This is a genomic window from Staphylococcus sp. FW104-15G4D (genome assembly GCF_058790135.1).
In genome coordinates, this window is sequence record NZ_JBYTCH010000002.1 from 209,619 (window position 1) to 231,803 (window position 22,185).

Consider the following 22,185-nt stretch of genomic DNA (forward strand, 5'->3'; position numbering starts at 1 on the left):
ATCAAACTTTATTCTTGCGGTAAATAATATATCTTCTGTTCATATATGAAATCGGTACACTCCATACGTGGACTAATCTTGTAAATGGCCAACAAGCAAATATTGTAAATCCTAGTAAAATGTGCAATTTAAAAGACCAAGGGACGTGAATCATAAAATCAGCATTAGGTGTAAACATAAACAGATGTCTAAACCATATCGCTATAGTTTGACGATAATCAAAATCAGGTTGAACCGCGTTGGTAAAAATTGTTGAATAACAACCCATAATTAATATAATCACTAATAAAATATTAACGAAAATATCAGAAGTTGAACTAAGTTTCCTAACATTTTTAATAGTTAATCTTCTTGAAGTAAGAAGTATCATTCCTAACAATGTCATTATACCAAAAATACTACCAATATATACTGCTCCTATGTGATAGATGTGATCATTGACACCTATAGATTCAAGCCAATTTGCTGGAATCAACAAACCTACAACATGACCAAAGAATACTGGAATCACGCCAAGATGAAACATCAAACTTCCCCATTTTAACTGTTTCTTTTCAATTAATTCACTTGATTTAGCCGTCCAAGAAAATTGATCATATTTATAACGAGCAATATGTCCAATAACAAAAATACTTAAACATAAATAAGGATAAATGACCCATGTAAATTGATTAAGCATGATTTCCCACCTCTTTATTAGAAACAATACATGCTTTTAAAGTTTGTCTTAACGCTTTGATGACATACGCATAAGGATTGTTATTTTTAGCAAGATGATTAGCCATCTCATAAGTTCCATCCTCAATAATCATGATGATTAATTTTAAATTGTCTTCTGCACGAACATCATTTTCCCAGCGAGCTACTTGCAAAAATTGAAGCATTAATGGTAAGTAATCCGATAATTCATTGTCTATCATTTTAAGACCAAACATTTCATATAACACTTTAAGTTTAGCTAACATTTGCCCACGTTCTTTTTGAGTATCAAATCGATTATATGTCATGTAAAGAGGATAGTTTTTACTGAAATCAAATGTATCTGTATAAATTGCTTTAATTTCTGACAAAGAATAATTCATTATAATTTCTCTAAATGCACATAAATCTTCGTATGCTGGGTGAGATGCTTCAATTGTTTCTTGAAACACATTAGGGTGAAAGGTTAACTTTTCTGGAAAGTTAATTTGTTGGCCCAAGTAACCTAAACTTTCTTGATATTGAGCTAATTTCTGAAGATTAATCACGGAAAATCCCTCCATAGAAGTTATCATTGTATATCTCTTGTCCTGATTTACCTGAGCCAACTGCTACACCACAACCTTCACAATTTGCACCAAAGTATTCTCCACCATAACCTTGACTACCTTGTGCTCTATAGGTATCTAAATATGTTTCTTTGTGCGAAGTTGGAACAACAAAACGATCTTCATATTTGGCAATTCCTAATAAACGATACATGTCATTTAATTGACTTTCTGTTAAATTCAATCGTTCAAGCTTAGACACATCGAATGGTTGTTGAGTCACTTTCGCTCTCATATAGCTTCGCATCATCGCCATTTTTTGTAACCCTAATTTTATTGGTGCTACATCACCAGCAGTTAATAAATTAGCTAAATATTCAATAGGTAATCGCATCTCTTCTATTGCTGGGAATATCATATCTGAGTTATTTCCAGCATTTTGCCCTTCAAAATAGCTCATAATTGGACTTAACGGTGGACAGTACCATACCATCGGCATCGTTCTAAATTCTGGATGTAATGGAAAAGCCATCTTATATTCCACTGCTAATTTATACACTGGAGAATTTTGAGCTGCAGTAATCCATTCATGACTGATACCTTCTCTTTCGGCTTCGGCAATCACCTCTTCATCAAATGGGTCTAAAAATAAGTCTAGTTGTTTTTCATATAAATCCTCTTCATTAGTTGCAGAAGCCGCTTCTTGCACTCGATCTGCATCATATAACATCACACCTAGGTATCTCATTCTACCTGTACATGTTTCAGAACACACTGTTGACATGCCCGCTTCGATTCTAGGAAAACAAAACGTACATTTTTCTGCTTTATTCGTTTTTCAATTAAAATATACTTTTTTATAAGGACATCCTGTCATACAATAACGCCAGCCTCGACAAGCGTCTTGGTCAACTAATACAATCCCATCTTCATCTCTTTTATACATTGCGCCTGAGGGACAAGAAGCAACACAACTTGGATTAAGACAATGTTCACACAAACGTGGTAAATACATCATAAACGTTTCATCAAATTGAAATTTGATATCTTCTTCAATTTGTTGAATGTTAGGATCTTTAGGACCTGTAACGTGGCCACCGGCTAAATCATCTTCCCAGTTAGGCCCCCACTCTAAGTCAAGCTTGTCACCAGAAATGAGAGAGTGTGCCTTAGCAACAGGAGAATGTTTCCCCTCCTTAGCAGTAGTTAAATGCTCGTAATTATATGTCCAAGGTTCATAATAATCTTTAATCAAAGGCATATCTGGATTGTAAAAGATTTTACCTAAAGCAATTTTTGACCATCTATTTCCAGATTTTAATTCAAGTTGACCTTTCTTATTTAACACCCAACCACCTTTATAATGGCTTTGATCCTCCCAACGCTTAGGATAGCCAACACCAGGCTTTGTTTCTACATTATTAAACCACATATATTCAGCACCAGGTCTGTTAGTCCAAGTGTTTTTGCATGTCACACTACATGTATGACAACCAATACATTTGTCTAAGTTCAGCACCATTGCTATCTGCGCTTTAATCTTCAAGCCAATTCACCTCTTTCATTTTTCTTACCGCAACATATACATCTCTTTGGTTTCCAATCGGACCATAGTAATTAAAGTGATAACTAATTTGAGCGTAACCTCCAACTAATTGTGTAGGCTTTAGGTGAATTCTAGTAGGTGCATTATGAGAGCCTCCACGAGTATCTGTAATTTCTGAACCAGGTGTTTCAATATGTTTATCTTGTGCATGATACATAAACATTGTTCCTTTAGGCATACGATGTGATGTTACAGCTCTCGCAGTTACAACACCATTTCGGTTGTACACTTCTAACCAATCATTGTCTTTAATGTCATGTTCTTCTGCATCTTCGTTTGATAGCCATACTACAGGCCCACCTCTAAATAGCGTTAGCATACGTTCATTGTCCTGATAAGTTGAATGAATATTCCATTTACCATGTGGGGTTAAATATCTAAGTACTAAAGCATCTTGCCCACCTTTAACCTTCTTATCTCGTGTTCCAAATACCATTGGTGGTAATGTTGGTTTATAAACGGGTAAGCTTTCTCCAAACTGTTGAAATATTTCATGATCGATATAATAGCTTTGTCTACCTGTTAATGTTCTAAATGGTACGAGTCTCTCAATATTAGTTGTGAAAGGAGAGTATCTTCGACCATTTTTATTTGAACCTGGAAATACCGCCGTTGGAATTACTTCTCGTGGTTGTGATGTTATATTCAAAAATGAAATCTTCTCTGAAGCACGAGCTTGAGAGATATCCTTCAATGGCATTCCAGTTTGATGTTCTAAATCTTCATAAGATAGTTGTGATAATTTCCCATTAGTCGCAGAGGAAATATTTAATATTGCATCTGCGACTTTACGTGCAGTGTCAATTCGAGGTCGATGATTTCTTACCGAATTTTTATCATTATCATTCCATGTACCGAGCATGCTTTTCAGTTCTTCATACTCATCTTTTACGCTGAAACTTACTCCATGAGCACCTACGTTGGCTTTTTCAAGTAAAGGACCAAGCGTGACAAATTTATCGTAAATTTTAGTGTAATCACGTTCTACAATGGCAAAGTTGGGCATTGTTTTTCCTGGAATACCTTCAATTTCACCTTTCGACCAATCTTTAACAATTCCAAATTCAGAACCTAATTCTTGTTTAGAATCATGACCTAGAGGTGTTGTTACAACATCTTTGAATGTTCCTGGTAAATAATCCTTTGCCATTTCTGAAATTGCTTTACTTAAAGTTTTATAAATATCCCAATCTGAGCGTGATTCCCATAAAGGATCTATCGCAGGATTAAAAGGATGTATAAATGGATGCATATCTGTTGAAGATAAATCGTGTTTTTCATACCAAGTTGCAGCTGGTAGAACGATATCGGAATATAAAGGCGTCGCAGTCATTCTAAAATCTAATGACACTAATAAGTCTAATTTACCAACAGTATCTTCTCTCCATTTAATTTCTGAAGGTTTATCATCTTCATTAGGTTCAGCCATTAAACCTGACCGTGTGCCTAATAAATGTTTCATGAAATATTCTTGTCCTTTAGCGGAACTGGATATTAAGTTTGATCTCCAAACAAATAGTGTTTTAGGATGGTTCTTTCTTAAATCTGGATCTTCAATTGCAAATTGAGTCTCTTTATTTTTTATTGAGTCAATTGCTTTTTTAAGAATAGCCTCATTAGAGTCGTTCCCTTCCTCTTTGGCTTCTTCTCCGAACAACAGACTATTTTTATTAAATTGAGGATATGAAGGTAGCCAACTTAATCGGGCAGCTGTCACATTGTAATCTGCTGGATGTTGATGTTTAATATTCTCAGCTAATGGTGATTTAAATTGATCAACATTTGATTCCTCATATTTCCATTGATCTGTTGCAAAATAGAACCAACTTGTACCATTTTGTAAACGTGGCGGTCCTTGCCAATCCTTAGCAAAGGCAACAGTATTCCATCCTTCAATAGGTCGACACTTTTCTTGACCTACATAATGTGCCCAACCGCCTCCATTGACTCCTTGACATCCACAAAGCATTACTAAATTTAAAATCGAACGGTAAATCGTATCTGAATTAAACCAGTGATTAATGCCTGCGCCCATAATAATCATAGACCGTCCATCTGTATCAATTGCATTTTGAGCGAATTCTTTAGCAACTTGAATGACTAATCCTCTATTGATACCAGTAATAGATTCTTGCCATGCTGGTGTATATTTGGATTTAACGTCATCATAGGATTGAGCTTCAAGTTCATGGTTAAAACGTTGAATACCATATTGACTCGCCATAAGGTCATAAACAGTTGATATATATACTTCTTGATCATTAGACAATCTAATCTTGCGAGATGGAATAGGTCTCTTAAACACGCCGTCACCCTTACTATCAAAGTATGGGAACTGGATAGTTTGTAATTCATAATCTTCTTCAACCATAGATAAAGCCGGATTAATTTTTGTTCCATCTTCATTCTCTAATTTTAAATTCCATTTCTTACCTTCTTCCCAACGCTGGCCCATCGTTCCATTTGGTACTACTAATTGTTGACTTTCACAATCAAAAATAACTGGCTTCCATTCACTATTCTCACTATCAATACCTAAATCACTTGCTCGTAAAAATCGACCTGCTTTATAACCATTTTCATCTTGATCTAACATAATCACGAACGGCATATCAGTATATTGCTTCGCATAATTGATAAACATATCGTTAGGTTCATTTTCATAAAATTCCTGTAAAATAACGTGCGTCATAGCTTGCGCTACTGCAGCATCTGTACCTGGATGAGGCGCAAACCAATTGTCAGCAAATTTCACGTTTTCTGCATAATCTGGTGCAACTGAAATGACTTTAGTCCCTTTATATCTTACTTCAGTCATAAAATGTGCGTCTGGTGTTCGTGTTAATGGTACATTGGATCCCCACATGATAATGTAAGCAGCGTTATACCAATCACTCGATTCAGGTACGTCTGTTTGTTCTCCCCATATTTGAGGTGAAGCAGGAGGTAAGTCAGCGTACCAGTCATAGAAGCTAAGCATTTCTCCGCCCAATAGATTAATAAATCTTGCTCCTGAGGCATAACTAATCATAGACATTGCAGGTATAGGAGTGAATCCTGCAATTCGGTCAGGACCATCTTTTTTAATCGTATATAAAATTTGTGCTGCAATAATATCTGTTACGTCTCTCCAGTTTGCTCTAACATGACCACCTTTTCCTCGAGCTTCTTTATATGCTTTAGCTTTATTTTCATCTTCTACTATAGAGGCCCATGCTGCGATTCGATTGCCGTTATTTTCCTCTAATGCTTGAGTCCATAAATCTAATAATTTCCCTCTAATGTATGGATATTTTACTCTTAGAGGACTGTACTCATACCATGAAAATGAAGCGCCTCTTGGACATCCACGAGGTTCAAATTCCGGCATATCAGGTCCGCAACTTGGGTAGTCAGTTTGTTGATTTTCCCAAGTAATCACTCCGTTTTTAACAAATACTTTCCACGAGCATGAACCAGTACAATTGACGCCGTGAGTCGTTCTAACTACCTTATCATGGCTCCATCTTTCACGATACATTTTCTCCCATTCTCTACTCTTTTGCTCTAAAACTGACCAATTTCCATTAAACTTTTCAGTAGGCTTAAAGAAATTTAATCCAAATTTTCCCATTAATGACATCCTTCCACTTTGAATGCTTTTATCATTTCGCATTTATATCGTAGTATTCGTGTTCACAATGATTGTACATTTTTTCACAAAGTTTTAATATTAGGGAAATACCTAATTGAATAGTTTTAATCCCTAAAAAAGGGACGACAATATTGAATTCGAGTGAATCCAATTTGTCGCCCCACGCTTCCGAGGAGTATCAAAATTAATTCTATTTATACTTGAATATAACTAATATCGTGTTGGTCCATTATATTTTTGTATAATACTTGTTGAGTATGATGGTAACTATTATCAAAATTAAGTAAACAATTCTTCCCTTCTTCATACAATGCTTCAGCTTTTAACATAGCAGTTTCTTTATCTCCATTAATCACGTACAAAATATGATTGATATCTTCCATGGTGCTATCCAATACCATTTTATCTATTTCATTCACCAATGGACCTAATATACAAATTCCCGGTTGTCCCTCTGAATTATCTTCATTTAATAGTTGTTCAATCGTACTTAGATTCCCGGTAATCACTTTTTGATTATAGCAAGTAGCATTAAAAACGATAGCTATTGGATAATCTTCACTAGTATAATTTTTAATTTGTTCGATGATTGCACCTAGTCGTTTAATTCCCATGTAAATGGCCAAAGTTCCACCATTCATTAAATTTCTTATATCAATATCTTTATTAGTAGACTCTTTAAAATGTCCAGTTGAAAAAGTTACACTCGGCGCTATTCCTCTCATAGTTAATCCTATATTGAGAGAGGCCACTGCAGCACTTGCTGATGTCACGCCTGGTATAATTTCATGTTCAATGCCATATGATTTTAAAGTATTAATTTCTTCAGTAACCCTGCCAAATATAGCAGGATCTCCACCTTTTAAGCGTACAACACATTGGTATTTTTCAGCCATTTGAACTATTTTTTGATTGATATCCTCTTGTTGAATGTGTTTGCAGTAAGGTTTTTTCCCTACATCAATCAGTTCAGTTTGAAAACTTGAATACTGTAGAATAAGAGGATTGACTAAACGATCATAGAGAATGACATCTGCATTTCTAATGATACGTTCTGCTTTTTTAGTTAATAAATTAGGGTTACCAGGTCCTGCCCCAATTAAATATACCTTTCCCATTGATTTTAAAGACATATATAAACCTCATTATCGATAACCTCAACAGTATAGGTTTGGACACAACCTGAATCTGGCTCTTGTACTTTTCCAGATAACAAATCTATTTTTTGGTCATGTAAAGGACAGTAAACATAATTTCCACTTACAGTCCCTTCAGACAATGGACCTTTTTTATGCGGACAGATATTACTTACAGCGTAAACATCTCCCTTTTCAGTAAGAAATATTCCAATTTCTTTATTATCTACAATGACTTTTTTACCTATAAGTGGTGTTAACGCATCTAATGTTGTAACTTTCACCTTTTCCATTGCTTTCATCTCTTACACCTTCTCAACTTCAAAGATTTTTTGTGCATTTTTATTTTCTACAATGGCTTGCCATGGTTCATTTTCTATAGCTTTTTTCGCTTCCATAATTCTATTAAATAATTCTTCTTGTCTTTCTTTATCTAATAAAACTTCTTTCACATTTTCAAAACCTAATCGACGAATCCACGGTGCAGTTCTCTCGGCATAAATACCAGTTTCTCTATAATATTGCATTAAAGCACCGCATAATTGAATGACTTCATCTTCAGTTTCTACTGTTGTTAGTAATTGTCCGACTGTAACATCAGTACCTCCATTGCCACCAATATATATTTGGTATCCATTTTCAACTGAGATGACACCGAAGTCTTTCACACCAGATTCTACACAACTTCTAGGGCAACCGGAGACGCCCATTTTAAACTTATGAGGTGTATCAATATATTCGAAAGTTTTTTCGAGACGAATACCTAGACGAGTTGTGTATTGTGTACCAAAACGGCAAAATTCTTTTCCGACACAACTTTTTACAGAACGCGTTTTTTTACCATAAGCGGAAGCTGAACGCATCCCTAAATCCTTCCATACATTAGGTAATTCTTCTTTGTTTAAGCCATATAATCCAATACGTTGTGATCCTGTTACTTTTACGAGTGGCACATTGTATTTCTTAGCAACTTCTCCAAGTTTAATAAGCTGGTCTGGATCTGTTACGCCCCCTCTCATTTGAGGTATGACAGAAAATGTACCATCATTTTGTATATTGGCATGATAACGCTCATTTGCAAATCGAGAGTCTTGTTCATCTTGATGCTCAAATGGATATACCATATTTAGATAATAATTAATTGCAGGACGACATTTAGGGTATCCATTTTTATCTTTAAAATTCAACACATGTCTTACTTCCTTGGATGTTTTAAGACCTTTAGCTCTGATTTGAGTCACAATTTGATCTCTAGTAAGTTCTGTACAACTGCATATTCCTGAAGGTTTTGCAGCTACAAAGTCATCCCCGAGTGTATATTGAAGTATTTCTCCTATTTGTTTTTTACATTTACCACATGAATTACCTGCTTTAGTAGATTGGGTTACTTCATTGACAGATGTAAGACCTTCTTTAGTAATAGCGTTCACTATCGTACCTTTATTGACACCATTACAACCACAAATTGTTTCATCATCTGCCATATCAGCAATTGAAACTGAACATGTATCATCACCTTTGTGTAATAATGAGACAAGCGTATAATCTTCGAGGGATTCATGTTTCTTCATCATATTATAAAATCGAGATCCATCATCTGTATCTCCATAAAGTACTGCTCCTACAACTTGTCCTTGATTTAAATATACCTTTTTATAAATATTGTCAATGCTATTAAAAATCTCGATACCGTGTATGTCATCATTTTCAACAATCTGACCAGCACTGTATAAATCACAACCAGAAACCTTTAAAGAAGTGAAAGTTGTTGACCCTTTGTAACCTTCTGTTTCATTTCCAGTTAAATAGTCAGCAAGAACTTTACCCTGTTCATAAAGTGGTGCAACTAAACCATAAACTTTACCATTGTGTTCAGCACATTCTCCAATTGCATAGATATTTGAATCGGACGTTTGTAGAAAATCATTGACTACAATACCTCTTTGAACATCTAATCCAGCATCTTTAGCCACCTCTGTATAAGGTCTAATTCCTACAGCCATAACGACTAAATCTGTCTCAATCACACGTCCGTCCGCTAATTCAACAGCTTCAACATCCTCATCACCTATAATGCGTTTTGAGTTGGCTTGCAATTCAAATTTCATGCCTTGCTTTTCAAGATCCGCCCTCAACATATCGCCAGCTTTTCTATCCAGTTGCATCTCCATTAACCATTCAGCAAGATGAAGTACTGTGACATCCATACCTTGGTCTAATAAACCACGTGCGCACTCTAATCCAAGTAGCCCACCACCGATGACAATAGCTTTTTTCTTTTTACTAGCGATATCGATGATTTGTTCTGTATCTTGTATCGTTCTCCACCCGATAACACTCGGTAAGTTAGACCCCTCAATGGGTAACACAAAAGCTTTAGAACCTGTTGCGAAAATACAAATATCATATTCTAGTTCTATACCTTTTTGTGTAATAATTTTTTAGATTGTCGATTTACCTTTTCAACTGGGTCATTATTGATAAGTGTAATATGATTTTCTTCATACCATTCATAACTGTTCATAATCGTCTCTTCGACAGTCATTTTATTTTGTAAAATATTGGATAACATAATTCGATTATAGTTTGGATAAGGTTCTTTACCGACTACTGTGATATCATAGCGATTCGCATCTCGACTAATCAGTTCTTCTATAGTTCGTATACCTGCCATACCGTTACCAATCATTACTAATTTTTGTTTAGACATATATATGCTCCTCTAATGTAAAAATTAATCTATAATTTATTACTAAAGGATTGGTAAAAGAGTCTAAACTAAGGAATCTAAGTATTTAGTGATTATTTATACAGCTAATTGTTCTATACGTGCGCGAATAATTAATTTTAAAATGTGGTCAAAATTAATAGATGGTGTAATATGAAGATTACAATGAATATCCATTTCTGATATTAAACGCTTAACTTTATTAACTAAACGGCCATCAAATAAAAATAGCGGTACGATGATTAAATCATCGTATTTTTTAGATATTTCATCCAAATCATTTTTAAATGTCATTACACCATATAGTGCTCTCGCGTATACTGGTTTATTTGAATCAATACTTTTCACAAATTCTTTTAATTCTTCATGGGCTTTTGTGAAACGACCACTACCGTTACCATGTGCAATGATGACTGTTGCTACATTCGCATTAGTTGGTAAGTCTACATCTGCCATTCTTCTTTCAACTAAATCCTTCATATAAGGATGCGTACCAAGTGGCTCACTCATTTCACTATTAATATGAGGATATTTCTCTTTCATGCTTTTTAAAATCTCAGGTATGTCGCCTATATAATGCATCGCTCTGAATATAAGTAAGGGTACAATTCTAAATCGTGTCACACCTTGCTTAATCATTTTTTCCATAGTCAATTCAAGATTTTGTGTATCACTTTCTAAAAATGCAAGCTCATAATGATAATCTTCATCTTTTAAAAGTGTAGTAATAAACTCCTCTAGTGCCTCATTTTGTTGACCTTTCCTCATACCGTGTGCCACTAAGATATTACCTATCACTATTACCAATCCTTTCATCTGCATTGTATAATAATTTTTTGATTAATTGTGATTTTATTCACATTATTTTTGAAAAGTAGGGAATACCCTTATCTCAAACATGAGGGGAATTCCTCATAATAAATGTCATGTCATTAAATCTGACGAAAATTTTAAATTTTTCTTTATAAGTTATATAATCAATATATTGGTAGTTAACAAATATGTCTAAAATTAAAAATAATAAGGTTTAACATCATAACGCAATCACTTCAAACATAAATACTAAATAAATGTTACTTTTAATGTTAGACATAAGTTGCTTCAATAAATTCAATGTTCATGTTAAGAAAGGACTTGTTTAATGAAGAAAATTTTAATCCTTACCATATTAGTATCTTTTATTTTAGCAAGTTGTGGAGGGAAATCAAACTCTGATAAAAATACATTAAATGTTGAAATTCCCTTGAAAACAAAATCAATCGCCCCCTATGAAACCGATATTCCTGTTAAAGTAGGTGCTTTGGAATCACTTTTCAAAATGTCAAAAGACGGTAAAGTTAAACCATTACTAGTTAAAAGCACACATCAAAAATCTGATAACACCCTCGAATTGACATTAAAAGATAATATTAAATTCCAAAATGGTCATAAATTGACTGGGAATGCTGTGAAATCAAGTTTAGAAGAGGGAATGAAAAAAAGTGATTTATTAAAGGGGTCATTACCTATTAAATCAATTTCTGCTAAAGGTCAAAAAGTGACGATTACTACAGAAGAACCTTATCCAGAATTAAAATCAGAACTAGCCAGTCCGTTTGCGGCAATTTATGATACTAAAGCCAAAAGTAAAGTTACCGACAAACCAGTCGGAACAGGTCCATACCAAATAGATAACTATAAACGCGCACAGAAGCTTGAACTCACAAAGTTCAAAGATTATTGGCAAGGAAAACCAAAACTCAATAAAGTAAATGTCACTTATCATGAAGATGGTAATACACGCGTTGATAACTTATTATCTGGTAAATCGGATTTAACCACAGATGTTCCTATCGATCGTATAAGTGATGTAAAAAATTCTAAGAAAGCTAATATCCAAAATACATCAGGTTTCCGAACACATCTACTGTTATACAATCATCAAAGTAAAAAGATTAATAAAAATGTTCGAGAAGCATTAGACATGGTTATTAATCGTAAAGAAATCGCTAAAAACATTTCTAAAAATTATGCTAAGCCTGCCTCAACTCCATTTAATGATCGATTAAAAAATGTGGAAAACGATAAAGTTCAACCCCAAGATATTGAAAAGGCTAAAAAATTATTAGCACAAGAAGGATTTAGTAAGTCACATCCACTTAAAATTAACATGGTCACATACGATGGTCGTCCAGAATTACCTAAAATTGGCCAAGTGATCCAATCAGAAGCTAAAAAAGCTAATATTGATATTCAGTTACGTAATGTAGATGATATAGATGGTTACCTTAAAGATCCAAAAGCTTGGGATGTGTCTATGTATAGTTATTTAACTATACCTCGAGGAGATACTGGCTATTTCTTCAATACTGCATATTTGCCTAACGGTGCACTCAATAAAGGACATTATAATAATAAAGAAGTCACTCAACTTATTAAAAAATTAAACACCTCTTTTGGTGAAAAACAACGTGCATCAGTTACCAATGAAATTTTAGAAAAGTCTAAAGGAGACATTCCAAATAGTTATATTACGTACAATGATCAAATTGATGGCGTAAGTAGTAAAGTTAAAAATTTCAATGTCACTCCTGAATCAATTTACCTTATTGATTACAAAGTAAGTAAAAAAGAATAATTATATAAAAACTCCCTATAAAGTATTCAATTTGAAATGTCTACTTTATAAGGAGTTTTTTATTTTACTAATAAAGACTTTTAATACTTAGACAATGATACTCATAGTTGTCTTAAAATGGTGGTTGCCCTAATATTTGTTCTTCAAAACGTTCAGGGATTAAAATTTTACGCATTATGACTCCTAAATCACCATCATCATTTTCATGTTCAGCATATACTTCATAGCCTCTTTTTTCATAAATTTTAAGTAACCAAGGATGGAGTCTTGCAGAGGTACCTAAAGTTACAGCTGCCGCTTTTAATGTATCTCTTAAAAAATCCTCTTCAACATAACGTAGCAATTGACTACCATAGCCCTGACCATCATAAGATGGTTTAGTCGCAAACCACCATATAAAAGGATATCCAGAAATACTTCTCACACTGCCCCAAGGATAACGTACAGTAATTGTAGAAATAATTTCATTGCCCTTTACCATAACAAAGGTCGTATTGTTTTCTAAATTATTTTTAACCATTTCTAAATCTGCATTGACTGAAGGCCAATCAATTCCTAGCTCTCTTAATGGTGTGAAAGCATCATACATTAATTGATGTAGCTCCTCTGCATCTCCCATGTTGGCAATTCTTATATTTGTCTCTGACATAATTTCACTCCCAAAATCTAACATTCTACTTGAATAATAGGCTAACTTTTAATCAAACGAACGTCCATTGATTAAGCTTAAGAAGCTCAGACTATATTTAAAGTTGTTTTCAATTTTAACCATCTTTTTAAAAAAATAAGCAGATCCATCTATATGAACCTGCTTAACCAATTATTCAGTTAAACTATCACGTTTCCCATTAAGATACGCGTAAACTAAACCAACACATATACCGCCACCGATATAGTTACCAATAAATGCAAAAACAATATTCTTTAACACGTCTAACCAAGACAATGCCTCGATATTAAAGAATATCATTCCTGCATAAAGACCTGCGTTAAATACTACGTGTTCATAACCCATAAATACAAAGACAATCACACCACAAGCGATGAAAAACGCTTTTGCTAAGCCCTCTTTAAATTGTAGAGAAATGAAGATGCCAATATTGATAAAGAAATTACAAAATATACCTTTAATTAATATACTCAACCATGTAGATTCAACTGTTTTCTTATGTACCAGTGTCGTTAAACTATTGGTCATCTCTGGTGTCATTACATGAGAAAATTTAAGTAAGAAGAATAGTATAAATCCACCGACAATATTTCCTATGAAACAAAAGATGAATATCCACGTCACTTTCTTCATACTTATAACTTTATAATACCAGCCGACGGTTAAATACATGAAATTACTTGTAAGTAATTCAGAATGAGTTAATACAACAAGCACTAGCCCTAAACTAAATGAAATTGCACCCATCAAATTGATTAAGCCGTCAATATGTGTTGAAGCAAATTGGGTTTTGATTGCTAACATAAACACTGTAACAATTGAAAGTAAAAAACCGGCCATCATTGATTTTAAAGCATATCGACTCGGAGTTTTATCAGCCATAACCTCTTTCATTTGTACTTGCCCGGCAATATTTTGAACAATTGTCTTTGTTGCATGTGTATCTTGAACATTTTTATTATTATGTATCATGCGATCCTCTCCTTAATTAAACTCAACATTTATAATAATACATTATATTAATTCATCTATGTATTGTGTATCTCTATAATAAAATTTCTAATAAAAATATCGCCCTGTACCTAGGGCGATATAAAGCTATTCACCTTTAGTTATAGTTAATGTTTACGTTGTGCTAAAAAATGTAAACTATACGCGAAAATGCCATAACCCAATGCAGTTCTTAAAATAAATCTCAGCATTTTATTAGATACACAATTTGAGTTAATTACGATAGACGAGATGCCTGTAGTAAATGTGTACAATCCCAATACTTTTAAATATCTTTTTTTCATAATAATACCTCTTTAACAAATAATTGATTTCTATACCAATTATAATTGAAAAAAAAGCGACTGACTCTGACAGATTTTTGACAACTAAGATTTAAGTAACTTATCTAATTGATCTAAAGTTGAGTCCATCCCTTGCTCAACGCCCATATCTAATGCTTGTTGAGCTGCTTCTTGAGTTGGAAATACTGATGTTGAGGTAACTGTTGTTTGGCCATTTTGCTCTTCAAAATTCATGAAAATTTGCATACCAGGCATTGAAGTATCTTTCTCACCTTTAGAATTAGCAAAGTAATCTAGATATTCAATATGATTAGGTTTGTCTACTTTTTGATATTCAATAACAGTATAACTTGTCATGTTAGGCGCTTGAATCGCGAAAAACGCCTCTCCACCCTCAACAGCGTTAAAATGATAAACCTCTATTGAAGCGCCTTTAGGATGAAACCACTGTTCAAATAATTCTTTCTTAGTATAAGCATCAAATACTTTTTCAATAGATGCTTGAAATGTTCTAGAAAAAATAATTCTATTTTTTTCTTTTTTAATTGGCATAACGAACCCTCACACTTTATCTTTTATTTTAATGATTATATAGTAACAAAATTCGTCAAATAACAAATAATAAAATGCCCCCACTCATATGAATGGAGGCTCTCAATTTAACCAACGTAATAAAAAACCATGCTTCGGTGGTTAAGAATTAATTATTGTTCTTTCACATTACTTGATAATGACTTTTCTAAGTTTTTAATATTTTCTCTCATTAATTTTTGATAAGACAAGTCTTTTTCTTCTTGTTGATCTTTATTTAAAGATTCCATGTTGTAAAACTTAAGCGGTTTAGCATCTGTTTCTTTACGAATTGTATCTGTAACTTTATTTGCTACATTATCCTCATAAAGAATATATTTCGCTTTACTAGCTCTTATCTCTTTAACAATTTGAGTTAATTCTTTTTGCGATGGATCCTCTGCATTCATATTTTGAACACCTTCTTGCTTAAATCCGTATCTATGAGCTAGATAACCGATTGACTCATGTGAGATAAATACAACATTATCTTTCTTGTCTTTAGTTACTTTCTTCATTTCTTTATCTAAATTAGCAAGTTCTTTGTTAAGTTTTTTGTAATTCTTTTCATATTCTTTCTTATGTTTTGGATCTTTCTTAATTAAAGCATCTTTGATTTCTTTAGCGAATGTTTGATCCATTTTTGGGTCTAGCCAAATGTGCGGGTCATATTCACCATGATGATGATGTTCGTGTTCCTCATGCTCTTCTCCATGATGGTGATGATCAGGAAGTAAACTACTTTTACTTAATTTATCTTGTAAAGATAATTTCTTATCTTTATCTTTGATTGTTCCTGCTACTTTTTTAGCAACTGGATCTAAATCATCACCTGTATAGATAAATAAATCTGCCTTACTCGCATTTAAGATATCCTTTTGTGTTGGCTCATAGGTATGTAAATCAGTACCTGCTGGATAAATTGATTTAACGTTTACATGTTTACCACCAATTTGTTCTGCAAAAGATTTAAGTGGATAAACTGTAGTATTGATAGTAATCTTACCATCTTCTTTTTTATTATTATCATTTCCACACGCCGTTAAAATGAGGGCAAATAAAGGGAGAATGACTAATAAACTCAATAGTCTTTTCATAAACAACCTCCTAAATAGTAATTATTACGATTTAAAAGTATATACTTTTATTTCTGAATTGACAAGGGCTTTTAAAAATATTTCTCACAATCATTTGGAAAATAGAACTATTGGTAGTTTTATTGTGCATCATCTGCAAGTAACTTTTAAAAATAAAAAATGCCGACAAAAGCTTAAGCCTTGTCGACATTTGCAAAGAAGATTGACATATTATATTCTTTAAAATTATTTATGCCCTACTCTTCATTAAAGAAAATTACTATTCTAAAAGTTTTTGATAACTACTAAAATCATATGGATCTTTAACTTTTTTACCTTCAATGAATACTGTAGGAGTTTGTTTTATATGATGTTCCTTACCTAGTTTTTTATCTTTTTCAGCAGCTTTCCATGATGTTGAATTTTTAGTTTTATAATTTGTTTTAATCTTATCTTTAGTTTTATTACTAATGTTTAATTTATCAATTTGTTTATCTATTAATGTATGTGTAATCCATTTCTTATCTTCGTCTTTTTGATGTTCAAACATTAACTTTTGAAATTGGAGTGAATACTTTGGTGCATAATGATTTACTGCTTGTTGTGCTCTTGAACCAATAATTGAGTCCTTTCCTATAAAGGCAAGGTTCACATATTGAAACTTAACTTTATTTTTATCAATATATTTATTTCTCAACTTTGGCATCACTTTATCTTCTACTTTTTTACAATATGGACATTTAAAATCTCCATACATAACTATTAATGGCTTGCCATCTTGTTTAGCTTTAATAGAACTTGGTTGTTTTGAACACCCATATATAAAAATGATGGTTAAAATGGCTATAATTCCAATTAATTTTTTCATTAGTACTCCCTTTGTAGCTATACAACGATTAATTCATGTTTTCTTCCTTGTAATCAGGTTCATGTTCTTCATAATAACCTTTGGAGTTAAAGTTTTCTTTGTAATGCGCTTTTTTGCCTTTAAACTCATATGTGTAATAATGCACTTCAGCATCATCACTCAAAGGTTTATATGCAAGAATAACGTATTTACCTTTTTTAAATACATAAATATTCGCATCTTTCTTATCAAAGTGTTTTACTTCATCTCCTGTATCGTGCTTAGCTATTTTTTCTTGTTTTTTGTCTTGCATTTTTACAGCTTTATCAATTTTATCAGTATATTTACCACTACTACATCCCGCCAATATAAGTGCTACTACTGATAAAGCAACTGCTAATTTCTTCAAACTACTCACTCCTACCTTTTCAACCTATTTTATCTATAGAAAAAATAAATTACCTTGAAAATCTATACATTCTTCATTTATTGTCCCATGTTAGATTCCATTCTTTCATTATAAATATTATCACATAATGAGTGTTACAACGAAGCTAGTTGTTTTTATTTTTTGTGATTTTTCTATTAATTAAATTTAAGTTGGGGTAAATTTATCTCATACAAAAGTATGATGCAATGTTTTGTGTTATTATGTGTAATGATGACTTGGGTTTGGTAAAATAGATAAATCATGACAATTTAGATAACTAAATAGATTTAGAGGGGAAGATTAATGATGAAATTTGTTAACTTATCTTCTGAAGAATTCGATCAATTTACTTCAGAAAATTTTTCACATTATACACAATCAAGTATACATTTTGATAACCGTAATAAAATGAAAGGCGATGTTCATCTTGTAGGAGTTAAAGATGAAGATGACAAAGTCATTGCTGGTTGCCTTTTAACAGAGGCACGCTCGCTTAAATTCTTTAAATATTTCTACACACATAGAGGTCCAGTAATGGATTATAATAATCAATCATTAGTTCGTTTCTTCTTTAAATCTCTTACAGATTACTTAAAAAAACGTAACTGCTTATACGTTCTTGTTGATCCTTACCTACTAGAAAACTTGAGAAACGCTGATGGTGAGATTATCGAATCATTCGACAATCGACCATTCATCAAAACAATGGAAGATTTAGGTTATAAACATCAAGGTTATACAGTCGGCTATGATACAATGAGCCAAATTCGTTGGCTATCAGTATTAGATCTTAAAGACAAGACTGAAGATCAACTATTAAAAGAAATGGATTACCAAACACGTCGTAATATTAAGAAAACTTATGAGATGGGTGTTCAAGTTAAAACACTTCCTATAGAAGAAACAGACACATTCTTTGAATTGTTCCAAATGGCTGAGGAAAAACATGGTTTCAAATTCCGTGAAAAACCTTACTTCGAAGATATGCAAAAAACGTATGAAGATCATGCAATGCTGAAACTTGCTTATATAGACTTACAAGACTACCTAAATACATTACAAGAAAAACATGATAACTTAGAAAAACAACTAAAAGAAGTTGAAAAAACATTAGAAGAAAATCCAAATTCTAAGAAAAATAAAACTAAACACACGCAAGTAAAACAGCAATATGATAGTAATGAACGTAAAATTAATCAAACTAAAGATAAGATTGCTAAAGAAGGACAAGTACTTAATCTAGCCGCTGCGTTATATATTTATAATGACCATGAAGTATATTATCTCTCTAGTGGTTCAAACCCTAAATATAATGCTTATATGGGTGCTTACCGTTTACAGTGGGAAATGATTAAATTTGCTAAAGAGCATGATATTAATCGTTATAATTTCTATGGTATCACTGGAGACTTTAGTGAAGATGCTGAAGACGCAGGTGTACAAAAATTCAAAGAAGGTTTCAATGCTGACGTTTATGAATATATTGGTGATTTTGTTAAACCAATAAAACCTATATTCTACAAACTAAAAGAAATCTTAGAAAATCGCAAATCATAAATTAAAAAGGATCACATCTAAACTCCCCTTTAGATGTGATCCTTTTATATTATACAAGCTCTATTTTTAAAGCAACTACACCATAATTTAATTCATCAGTTTGGTTATAGATGGAATAAATACTTGCTACTTTTTGCGCCAAGGTCGCGTCTGTCTCATAACCTATTTCAGCATTATCATAGTAGTTAAATAACTTTTGAAATGTATCAAAAACTCGCTTTTCAGTTACTTTGACTCTCATTTTTTTCTCCGAGTCGTCTATATTTGTAAAGACAATCGTGTCACCAATTTTAACTTTTTGTCTTTTCTCATCATTCAGTCTAATTTCTACCGTTTTCCTATGATTACGAATGGCTTCGAATGGCTCCACATTTAACTTCATCGAGTGTTCCATTATTTCACTCCTCAAATCTTCTTTGTGAAAATTAATTTATAATTATTTTAACATAAAAAAGCTATGCAAACGTCAAATAACCGTCAGCATAGCATATATCAAACTTATTTAATTACATTTAAAAAGCGTTTTAATTCCTCAGTTTGAGGTTGATTAAACATTTCGTCTGGCGAGCCTTGCTCAGCAATTTTACCTTCATGAATAAAAACTGTATGATTTGAGACTTCCCTAGCAAATCGCATTTCATGCGTCACAATGACCATCGTCATACCTTCATCAGCGAGTTCTTTAATCACCTTCAAAACATCATTAACTAATTCTGGATCAAGTGCTGATGTAGGTTCATCAAATAGCATGACCTTAGGATTCATTGCTAATGCTCGAGCAATGGCAACACGTTGTTGTTGTCCACCTGATAAAGCATGAGGACGTTGGTCTTTCACGTGATCAAGTCCAACTTTTTCTAATAATTCCATTGATTTACGTTCGGCTTCAGACTTTTTCATTTTCTTAACCGTAACAAGTCCTTCCATCACATTTTCTAAAGCAGATTTATGTGGGAATAAATTATAATTTTGGAAGACCATTCCAGACTGTTTGCGCACTTCGATTTGAGATTTTTTATCCTTTTCAGTATAAGTTTTACCATTAACATAGACTGTACCATCTGTTGGAATCTCTAAAGCATTCATCATACGAAGTAACGTTGTCTTACCAGAACCTGAACGCCCTATTAAAGTTACAACTTCACCTTTATCTACAGTTAAATCAATGCCTTTAATCACTTCGGTCTCATTAAAAGACTTATGGATATTTTTTAATTCAATCATGAGCGATACCCTCTTTCAATGCGTGATTCATACCATCCTTGAATAATTGAGATGATAAAGCATACAACCCAGTACATAATTGCTACTAAAATATAAATAGTTAAATATTCGTATGAAGTAGACGCAACTTCTTGTGCTTTTCTGAACATTTCAGCCACAAGAATGAAACCTAATAGTGAAGTATCTTTAATTAATCCTAAAAATGTATTACCTAATGCTGGTATAGAAACACGTATTGCTTGAGGTAATATAATTCGTTGAACTGTTTGGCGATAATTCATTCCGATTGAATACGCCGCTTCAGTTTGCCCTTTAGGAATTGAAATAATACCACCACGAATAATTTCAGATGCATACGCTCCCACGTTGAATGATAAACCTATTATAGCAGCTACAACCGGTGCTAAAGTCCATTGATTATCCGCATCATTCGTAATGAGTCTTCCTAATTCTGGAATACCATAAAATATAATAAATAATTGAACAATCATCGGTGTTCCACGAATAATTGATACATATACGCGTGCAATGCCTCTTAAAATTTTACTTGTTGAAATACGCATTAATGCAGTAAACAAAGCAATAACAAGGCCTAGAATAAATGTAACTATAGTAATAGGGATTGAATATTTCACCAATCCCTCTAACATTGGACCAAATGCTTGCTTAGCCGCATCTAAAGCGTGTTGCTGTTCATTATTTAGACTTAGAAACATCTTGACCAAACCATTTCTTACCTATTTTAGCTAATTCACCATTATCTCTGATTTTCTTAAGACCATCATTGAATTTTTTAATTGTTTTATCATCTACTTTCTTAGAAAATGCGAAAGCTGATTTATTTTGTTCAGCGTTACCTTTAATAGCTTTGATCTTAGCATTAGGTTTTTGTTTCTTATAATCTAAATAAGATAAACTATCATTAAACGTAGCATCCACACGTTTAGAAAGTAATAAATCCATTGATTGGTTGAAACCATCAACTTTAGTGATTTCGGCACCTTTATCTTTTGCTAATTTACCGTAGTTAGAAGTGAATGTTTGTGCTAATTTTTTACCTTTAACATCATTAAATGATTTAATATTTTTCTCATTATCACGTACAACTAATACTGCGCTTGAATAAGTGTAAGGATTAGAGAATTTATATTTCTTCTCTCTATCTTTATTGATACCAACTTGGTTTGCAATGACATCAAAGCGCCCTGCATCTAAACCTGCAAACATAGAATCCCATGATGTTTCATTGAATTTTAATTTGAGGTTTTCTGCTTTCGCTACAGCTTTAATAACATCAATATCGTAACCAGTTAATTTATCTTGTTTATTGTGGAAAGTGAATGGTGCGTAAGTACCTTCAGTACCTACTCGTAATGTATTATCATCTTTACTACTTGATTTGCTATCTTTATCACTTGATGAATCGTTATTACCACATGCTGCCAATACAAATACTAAAGCGATAATGCAAAATAAAAGTCTCTTCATTTAGTTAAACTCCTTAATCTTATTATTCTAATCGGAATAAAAATATTTTATCCCTTTAGA

At 32.8% G+C, this 22,185-nt stretch carries 18 protein-coding genes and 3 pseudogenes; 2 read left to right on the forward strand and 19 right to left on the reverse strand.

Annotated features, from left to right (window positions below; translation table 11 throughout):
* Position 1: 1 nt before the first annotated feature.
* From narI to AC3WQX_RS07485, 8 genes and pseudogenes are all read right to left on the reverse strand, one after another.
* Positions 2-679 (reverse strand): respiratory nitrate reductase subunit gamma, encoded by a 678-nt coding sequence (gene narI / locus AC3WQX_RS07450; protein WP_023351211.1) that lies wholly within the window; start codon positions 677-679, stop codon positions 2-4.
* Entirely contained in the window at positions 672-1,247 is a 576-nt protein-coding gene (gene narJ / locus AC3WQX_RS07455) for a nitrate reductase molybdenum cofactor assembly chaperone (RefSeq protein WP_002453914.1), read from the reverse strand. The genes narI and narJ overlap by 8 nt, the downstream gene beginning before the upstream one ends.
* Positions 1,240-2,793: pseudogene (gene narH, locus AC3WQX_RS07460) on the reverse strand (nitrate reductase subunit beta). The gene narJ and the pseudogene narH overlap by 8 nt, the downstream one beginning before the upstream one ends.
* Positions 2,783-6,466, reverse strand: coding sequence for a nitrate reductase subunit alpha (locus AC3WQX_RS07465; RefSeq protein WP_213667934.1), 3,684 nt, complete (start codon positions 6,464-6,466; stop codon positions 2,783-2,785). The pseudogene narH and the gene AC3WQX_RS07465 overlap by 11 nt, the downstream one beginning before the upstream one ends.
* Positions 6,467-6,681: 215 nt before the next feature.
* Positions 6,682-7,620 carry a uroporphyrinogen-III C-methyltransferase gene (cobA, locus tag AC3WQX_RS07470; RefSeq protein WP_049428399.1) on the reverse strand — a complete coding sequence of 313 codons (939 nt, stop codon included), beginning with the start codon at positions 7,618-7,620 and terminating at the stop codon, positions 6,682-6,684.
* Positions 7,611-7,925 (reverse strand): nitrite reductase small subunit NirD, encoded by a 315-nt coding sequence (gene nirD / locus AC3WQX_RS07475; RefSeq protein ID WP_002432729.1) that lies wholly within the window; start codon positions 7,923-7,925, stop codon positions 7,611-7,613. The genes cobA and nirD overlap by 10 nt, the downstream gene beginning before the upstream one ends.
* 3 nt (positions 7,926-7,928) lie before the next feature.
* Positions 7,929-10,333: pseudogene (gene nirB, locus AC3WQX_RS07480) on the reverse strand (nitrite reductase large subunit NirB).
* 96 nt (positions 10,334-10,429) lie between these two features.
* Positions 10,430-11,149: a sirohydrochlorin chelatase gene (locus AC3WQX_RS07485; RefSeq protein ID WP_492740005.1), complete on the reverse strand. Its 720-nt coding sequence runs from the start codon at positions 11,147-11,149 to the stop codon at positions 10,430-10,432.
* 343 nt (positions 11,150-11,492) lie between these two features.
* Here AC3WQX_RS07485 and nikA point away from each other — a divergent pair, with 343 nt between their 5' ends.
* Entirely contained in the window at positions 11,493-12,968 is a 1,476-nt protein-coding gene (gene nikA, locus AC3WQX_RS07490) for a nickel ABC transporter substrate-binding protein (RefSeq protein WP_049428403.1), read from the forward strand.
* Positions 12,969-13,080: 112 nt separating this feature from the next.
* Here the strand turns inward: nikA and AC3WQX_RS07495 are convergent, their stop codons facing one another.
* From AC3WQX_RS07495 to AC3WQX_RS07525, 7 genes and pseudogenes are all read right to left on the reverse strand, one after another.
* Positions 13,081-13,617 carry a GNAT family N-acetyltransferase gene (locus AC3WQX_RS07495; RefSeq protein ID WP_064212209.1) on the reverse strand — a complete coding sequence of 179 codons (537 nt, stop codon included), beginning with the start codon at positions 13,615-13,617 and terminating at the stop codon, positions 13,081-13,083.
* Positions 13,618-13,788: 171 nt separating this feature from the next.
* Complete coding sequence (locus AC3WQX_RS07500) at positions 13,789-14,610, reverse strand: formate/nitrite transporter family protein (RefSeq protein WP_023351202.1); 822 nt, start codon at positions 14,608-14,610, stop codon at positions 13,789-13,791.
* Between the two features lie 146 nt (positions 14,611-14,756).
* Entirely contained in the window at positions 14,757-14,933 is a 177-nt protein-coding gene (locus AC3WQX_RS07505; RefSeq protein ID WP_030063344.1) for a hypothetical protein, read from the reverse strand.
* Between the two features lie 84 nt (positions 14,934-15,017).
* Entirely contained in the window at positions 15,018-15,485 is a 468-nt protein-coding gene (locus AC3WQX_RS07510) for an SRPBCC family protein (RefSeq protein ID WP_193626846.1), read from the reverse strand.
* Positions 15,486-15,646: 161 nt separating this feature from the next.
* Positions 15,647-16,600 (reverse strand): annotated as a pseudogene (locus AC3WQX_RS07515) (metal ABC transporter solute-binding protein, Zn/Mn family); the annotation flags it as partial.
* Positions 16,601-16,859: 259 nt separating this feature from the next.
* On the reverse strand, positions 16,860-17,447 hold the full coding sequence (locus AC3WQX_RS07520) for a DsbA family protein (RefSeq protein ID WP_049428410.1): 588 nt from the start codon (positions 17,445-17,447) through the stop codon (positions 16,860-16,862).
* 28 nt (positions 17,448-17,475) lie between these two features.
* Complete coding sequence (locus AC3WQX_RS07525; RefSeq protein WP_002432307.1) at positions 17,476-17,835, reverse strand: DUF4467 domain-containing protein; 360 nt, start codon at positions 17,833-17,835, stop codon at positions 17,476-17,478.
* A gap of 327 nt (positions 17,836-18,162) precedes the next feature.
* On the opposite strand from AC3WQX_RS07525, the gene AC3WQX_RS07530 reads away from it, so the two are divergent.
* Positions 18,163-19,413 carry an aminoacyltransferase gene (locus AC3WQX_RS07530; RefSeq protein ID WP_070597707.1) on the forward strand — a complete coding sequence of 417 codons (1,251 nt, stop codon included), beginning with the start codon at positions 18,163-18,165 and terminating at the stop codon, positions 19,411-19,413.
* Between the two features lie 49 nt (positions 19,414-19,462).
* On the opposite strand, the gene AC3WQX_RS07535 is transcribed toward AC3WQX_RS07530, so the two are convergent.
* From AC3WQX_RS07535 to AC3WQX_RS07550, 4 genes are all read right to left on the reverse strand, one after another.
* The gene (locus AC3WQX_RS07535; protein ID WP_049428412.1) at positions 19,463-19,807 is read right to left on the reverse strand and encodes an ASCH domain-containing protein; all 345 of its coding nucleotides are present in this window, start codon (positions 19,805-19,807) and stop codon (positions 19,463-19,465) included.
* Positions 19,808-19,911: 104 nt separating this feature from the next.
* Positions 19,912-20,637: an amino acid ABC transporter ATP-binding protein gene (locus AC3WQX_RS07540; RefSeq protein WP_023351196.1), complete on the reverse strand. Its 726-nt coding sequence runs from the start codon at positions 20,635-20,637 to the stop codon at positions 19,912-19,914.
* Positions 20,634-21,353: an amino acid ABC transporter permease gene (locus AC3WQX_RS07545; protein WP_002432695.1), complete on the reverse strand. Its 720-nt coding sequence runs from the start codon at positions 21,351-21,353 to the stop codon at positions 20,634-20,636. Before AC3WQX_RS07545 ends, AC3WQX_RS07540 begins: the two co-directional genes overlap by 4 nt.
* The gene (locus tag AC3WQX_RS07550) at positions 21,334-22,125 is read right to left on the reverse strand and encodes a transporter substrate-binding domain-containing protein (protein ID WP_023351194.1); all 792 of its coding nucleotides are present in this window, start codon (positions 22,123-22,125) and stop codon (positions 21,334-21,336) included. Before AC3WQX_RS07550 ends, AC3WQX_RS07545 begins: the two co-directional genes overlap by 20 nt.
* Positions 22,126-22,185: the final 60 nt, after the last annotated feature.

Excerpts from the sequence above, each read along its gene's own strand:
- AC3WQX_RS07540 (WP_023351196.1), bottom strand. The coding sequence starts at position 20,637 with ATGATTGAATTAAAAAATATCCATAAGTCTTTTAATGAGACCGAAGTG.
- nikA (WP_049428403.1), top strand. The coding sequence starts at position 11,493 with ATGAAGAAAATTTTAATCCTTACCATATTAGTATCTTTTATTTTAGCA.
- cobA (WP_049428399.1), bottom strand. The coding sequence starts at position 7,620 with ATGTCTTTAAAATCAATGGGAAAGGTATATTTAATTGGGGCAGGACCT.
- AC3WQX_RS07550 (WP_023351194.1), bottom strand. The coding sequence starts at position 22,125 with ATGAAGAGACTTTTATTTTGCATTATCGCTTTAGTATTTGTATTGGCA.
- AC3WQX_RS07505 (WP_030063344.1), bottom strand. The coding sequence starts at position 14,933 with ATGAAAAAAAGATATTTAAAAGTATTGGGATTGTACACATTTACTACA.
- narI (WP_023351211.1), bottom strand. The coding sequence starts at position 679 with ATGCTTAATCAATTTACATGGGTCATTTATCCTTATTTATGTTTAAGT.
- AC3WQX_RS07500 (WP_023351202.1), bottom strand. The coding sequence starts at position 14,610 with ATGATACATAATAATAAAAATGTTCAAGATACACATGCAACAAAGACA.
- AC3WQX_RS07465 (WP_213667934.1), bottom strand. The coding sequence starts at position 6,466 with ATGGGAAAATTTGGATTAAATTTCTTTAAGCCTACTGAAAAGTTTAAT.
- nirD (WP_002432729.1), bottom strand. The coding sequence starts at position 7,925 with ATGAAAGCAATGGAAAAGGTGAAAGTTACAACATTAGATGCGTTAACA.
- AC3WQX_RS07535 (WP_049428412.1), bottom strand. The coding sequence starts at position 19,807 with ATGGAACACTCGATGAAGTTAAATGTGGAGCCATTCGAAGCCATTCGT.
- AC3WQX_RS07530 (WP_070597707.1), top strand. The coding sequence starts at position 18,163 with ATGAAATTTGTTAACTTATCTTCTGAAGAATTCGATCAATTTACTTCA.
- AC3WQX_RS07545 (WP_002432695.1), bottom strand. The coding sequence starts at position 21,353 with ATGTTTCTAAGTCTAAATAATGAACAGCAACACGCTTTAGATGCGGCT.
- AC3WQX_RS07520 (WP_049428410.1), bottom strand. The coding sequence starts at position 17,447 with ATGAAAAAATTAATTGGAATTATAGCCATTTTAACCATCATTTTTATA.
- AC3WQX_RS07495 (WP_064212209.1), bottom strand. The coding sequence starts at position 13,617 with ATGTCAGAGACAAATATAAGAATTGCCAACATGGGAGATGCAGAGGAG.
- AC3WQX_RS07510 (WP_193626846.1), bottom strand. The coding sequence starts at position 15,485 with ATGCCAATTAAAAAAGAAAAAAATAGAATTATTTTTTCTAGAACATTT.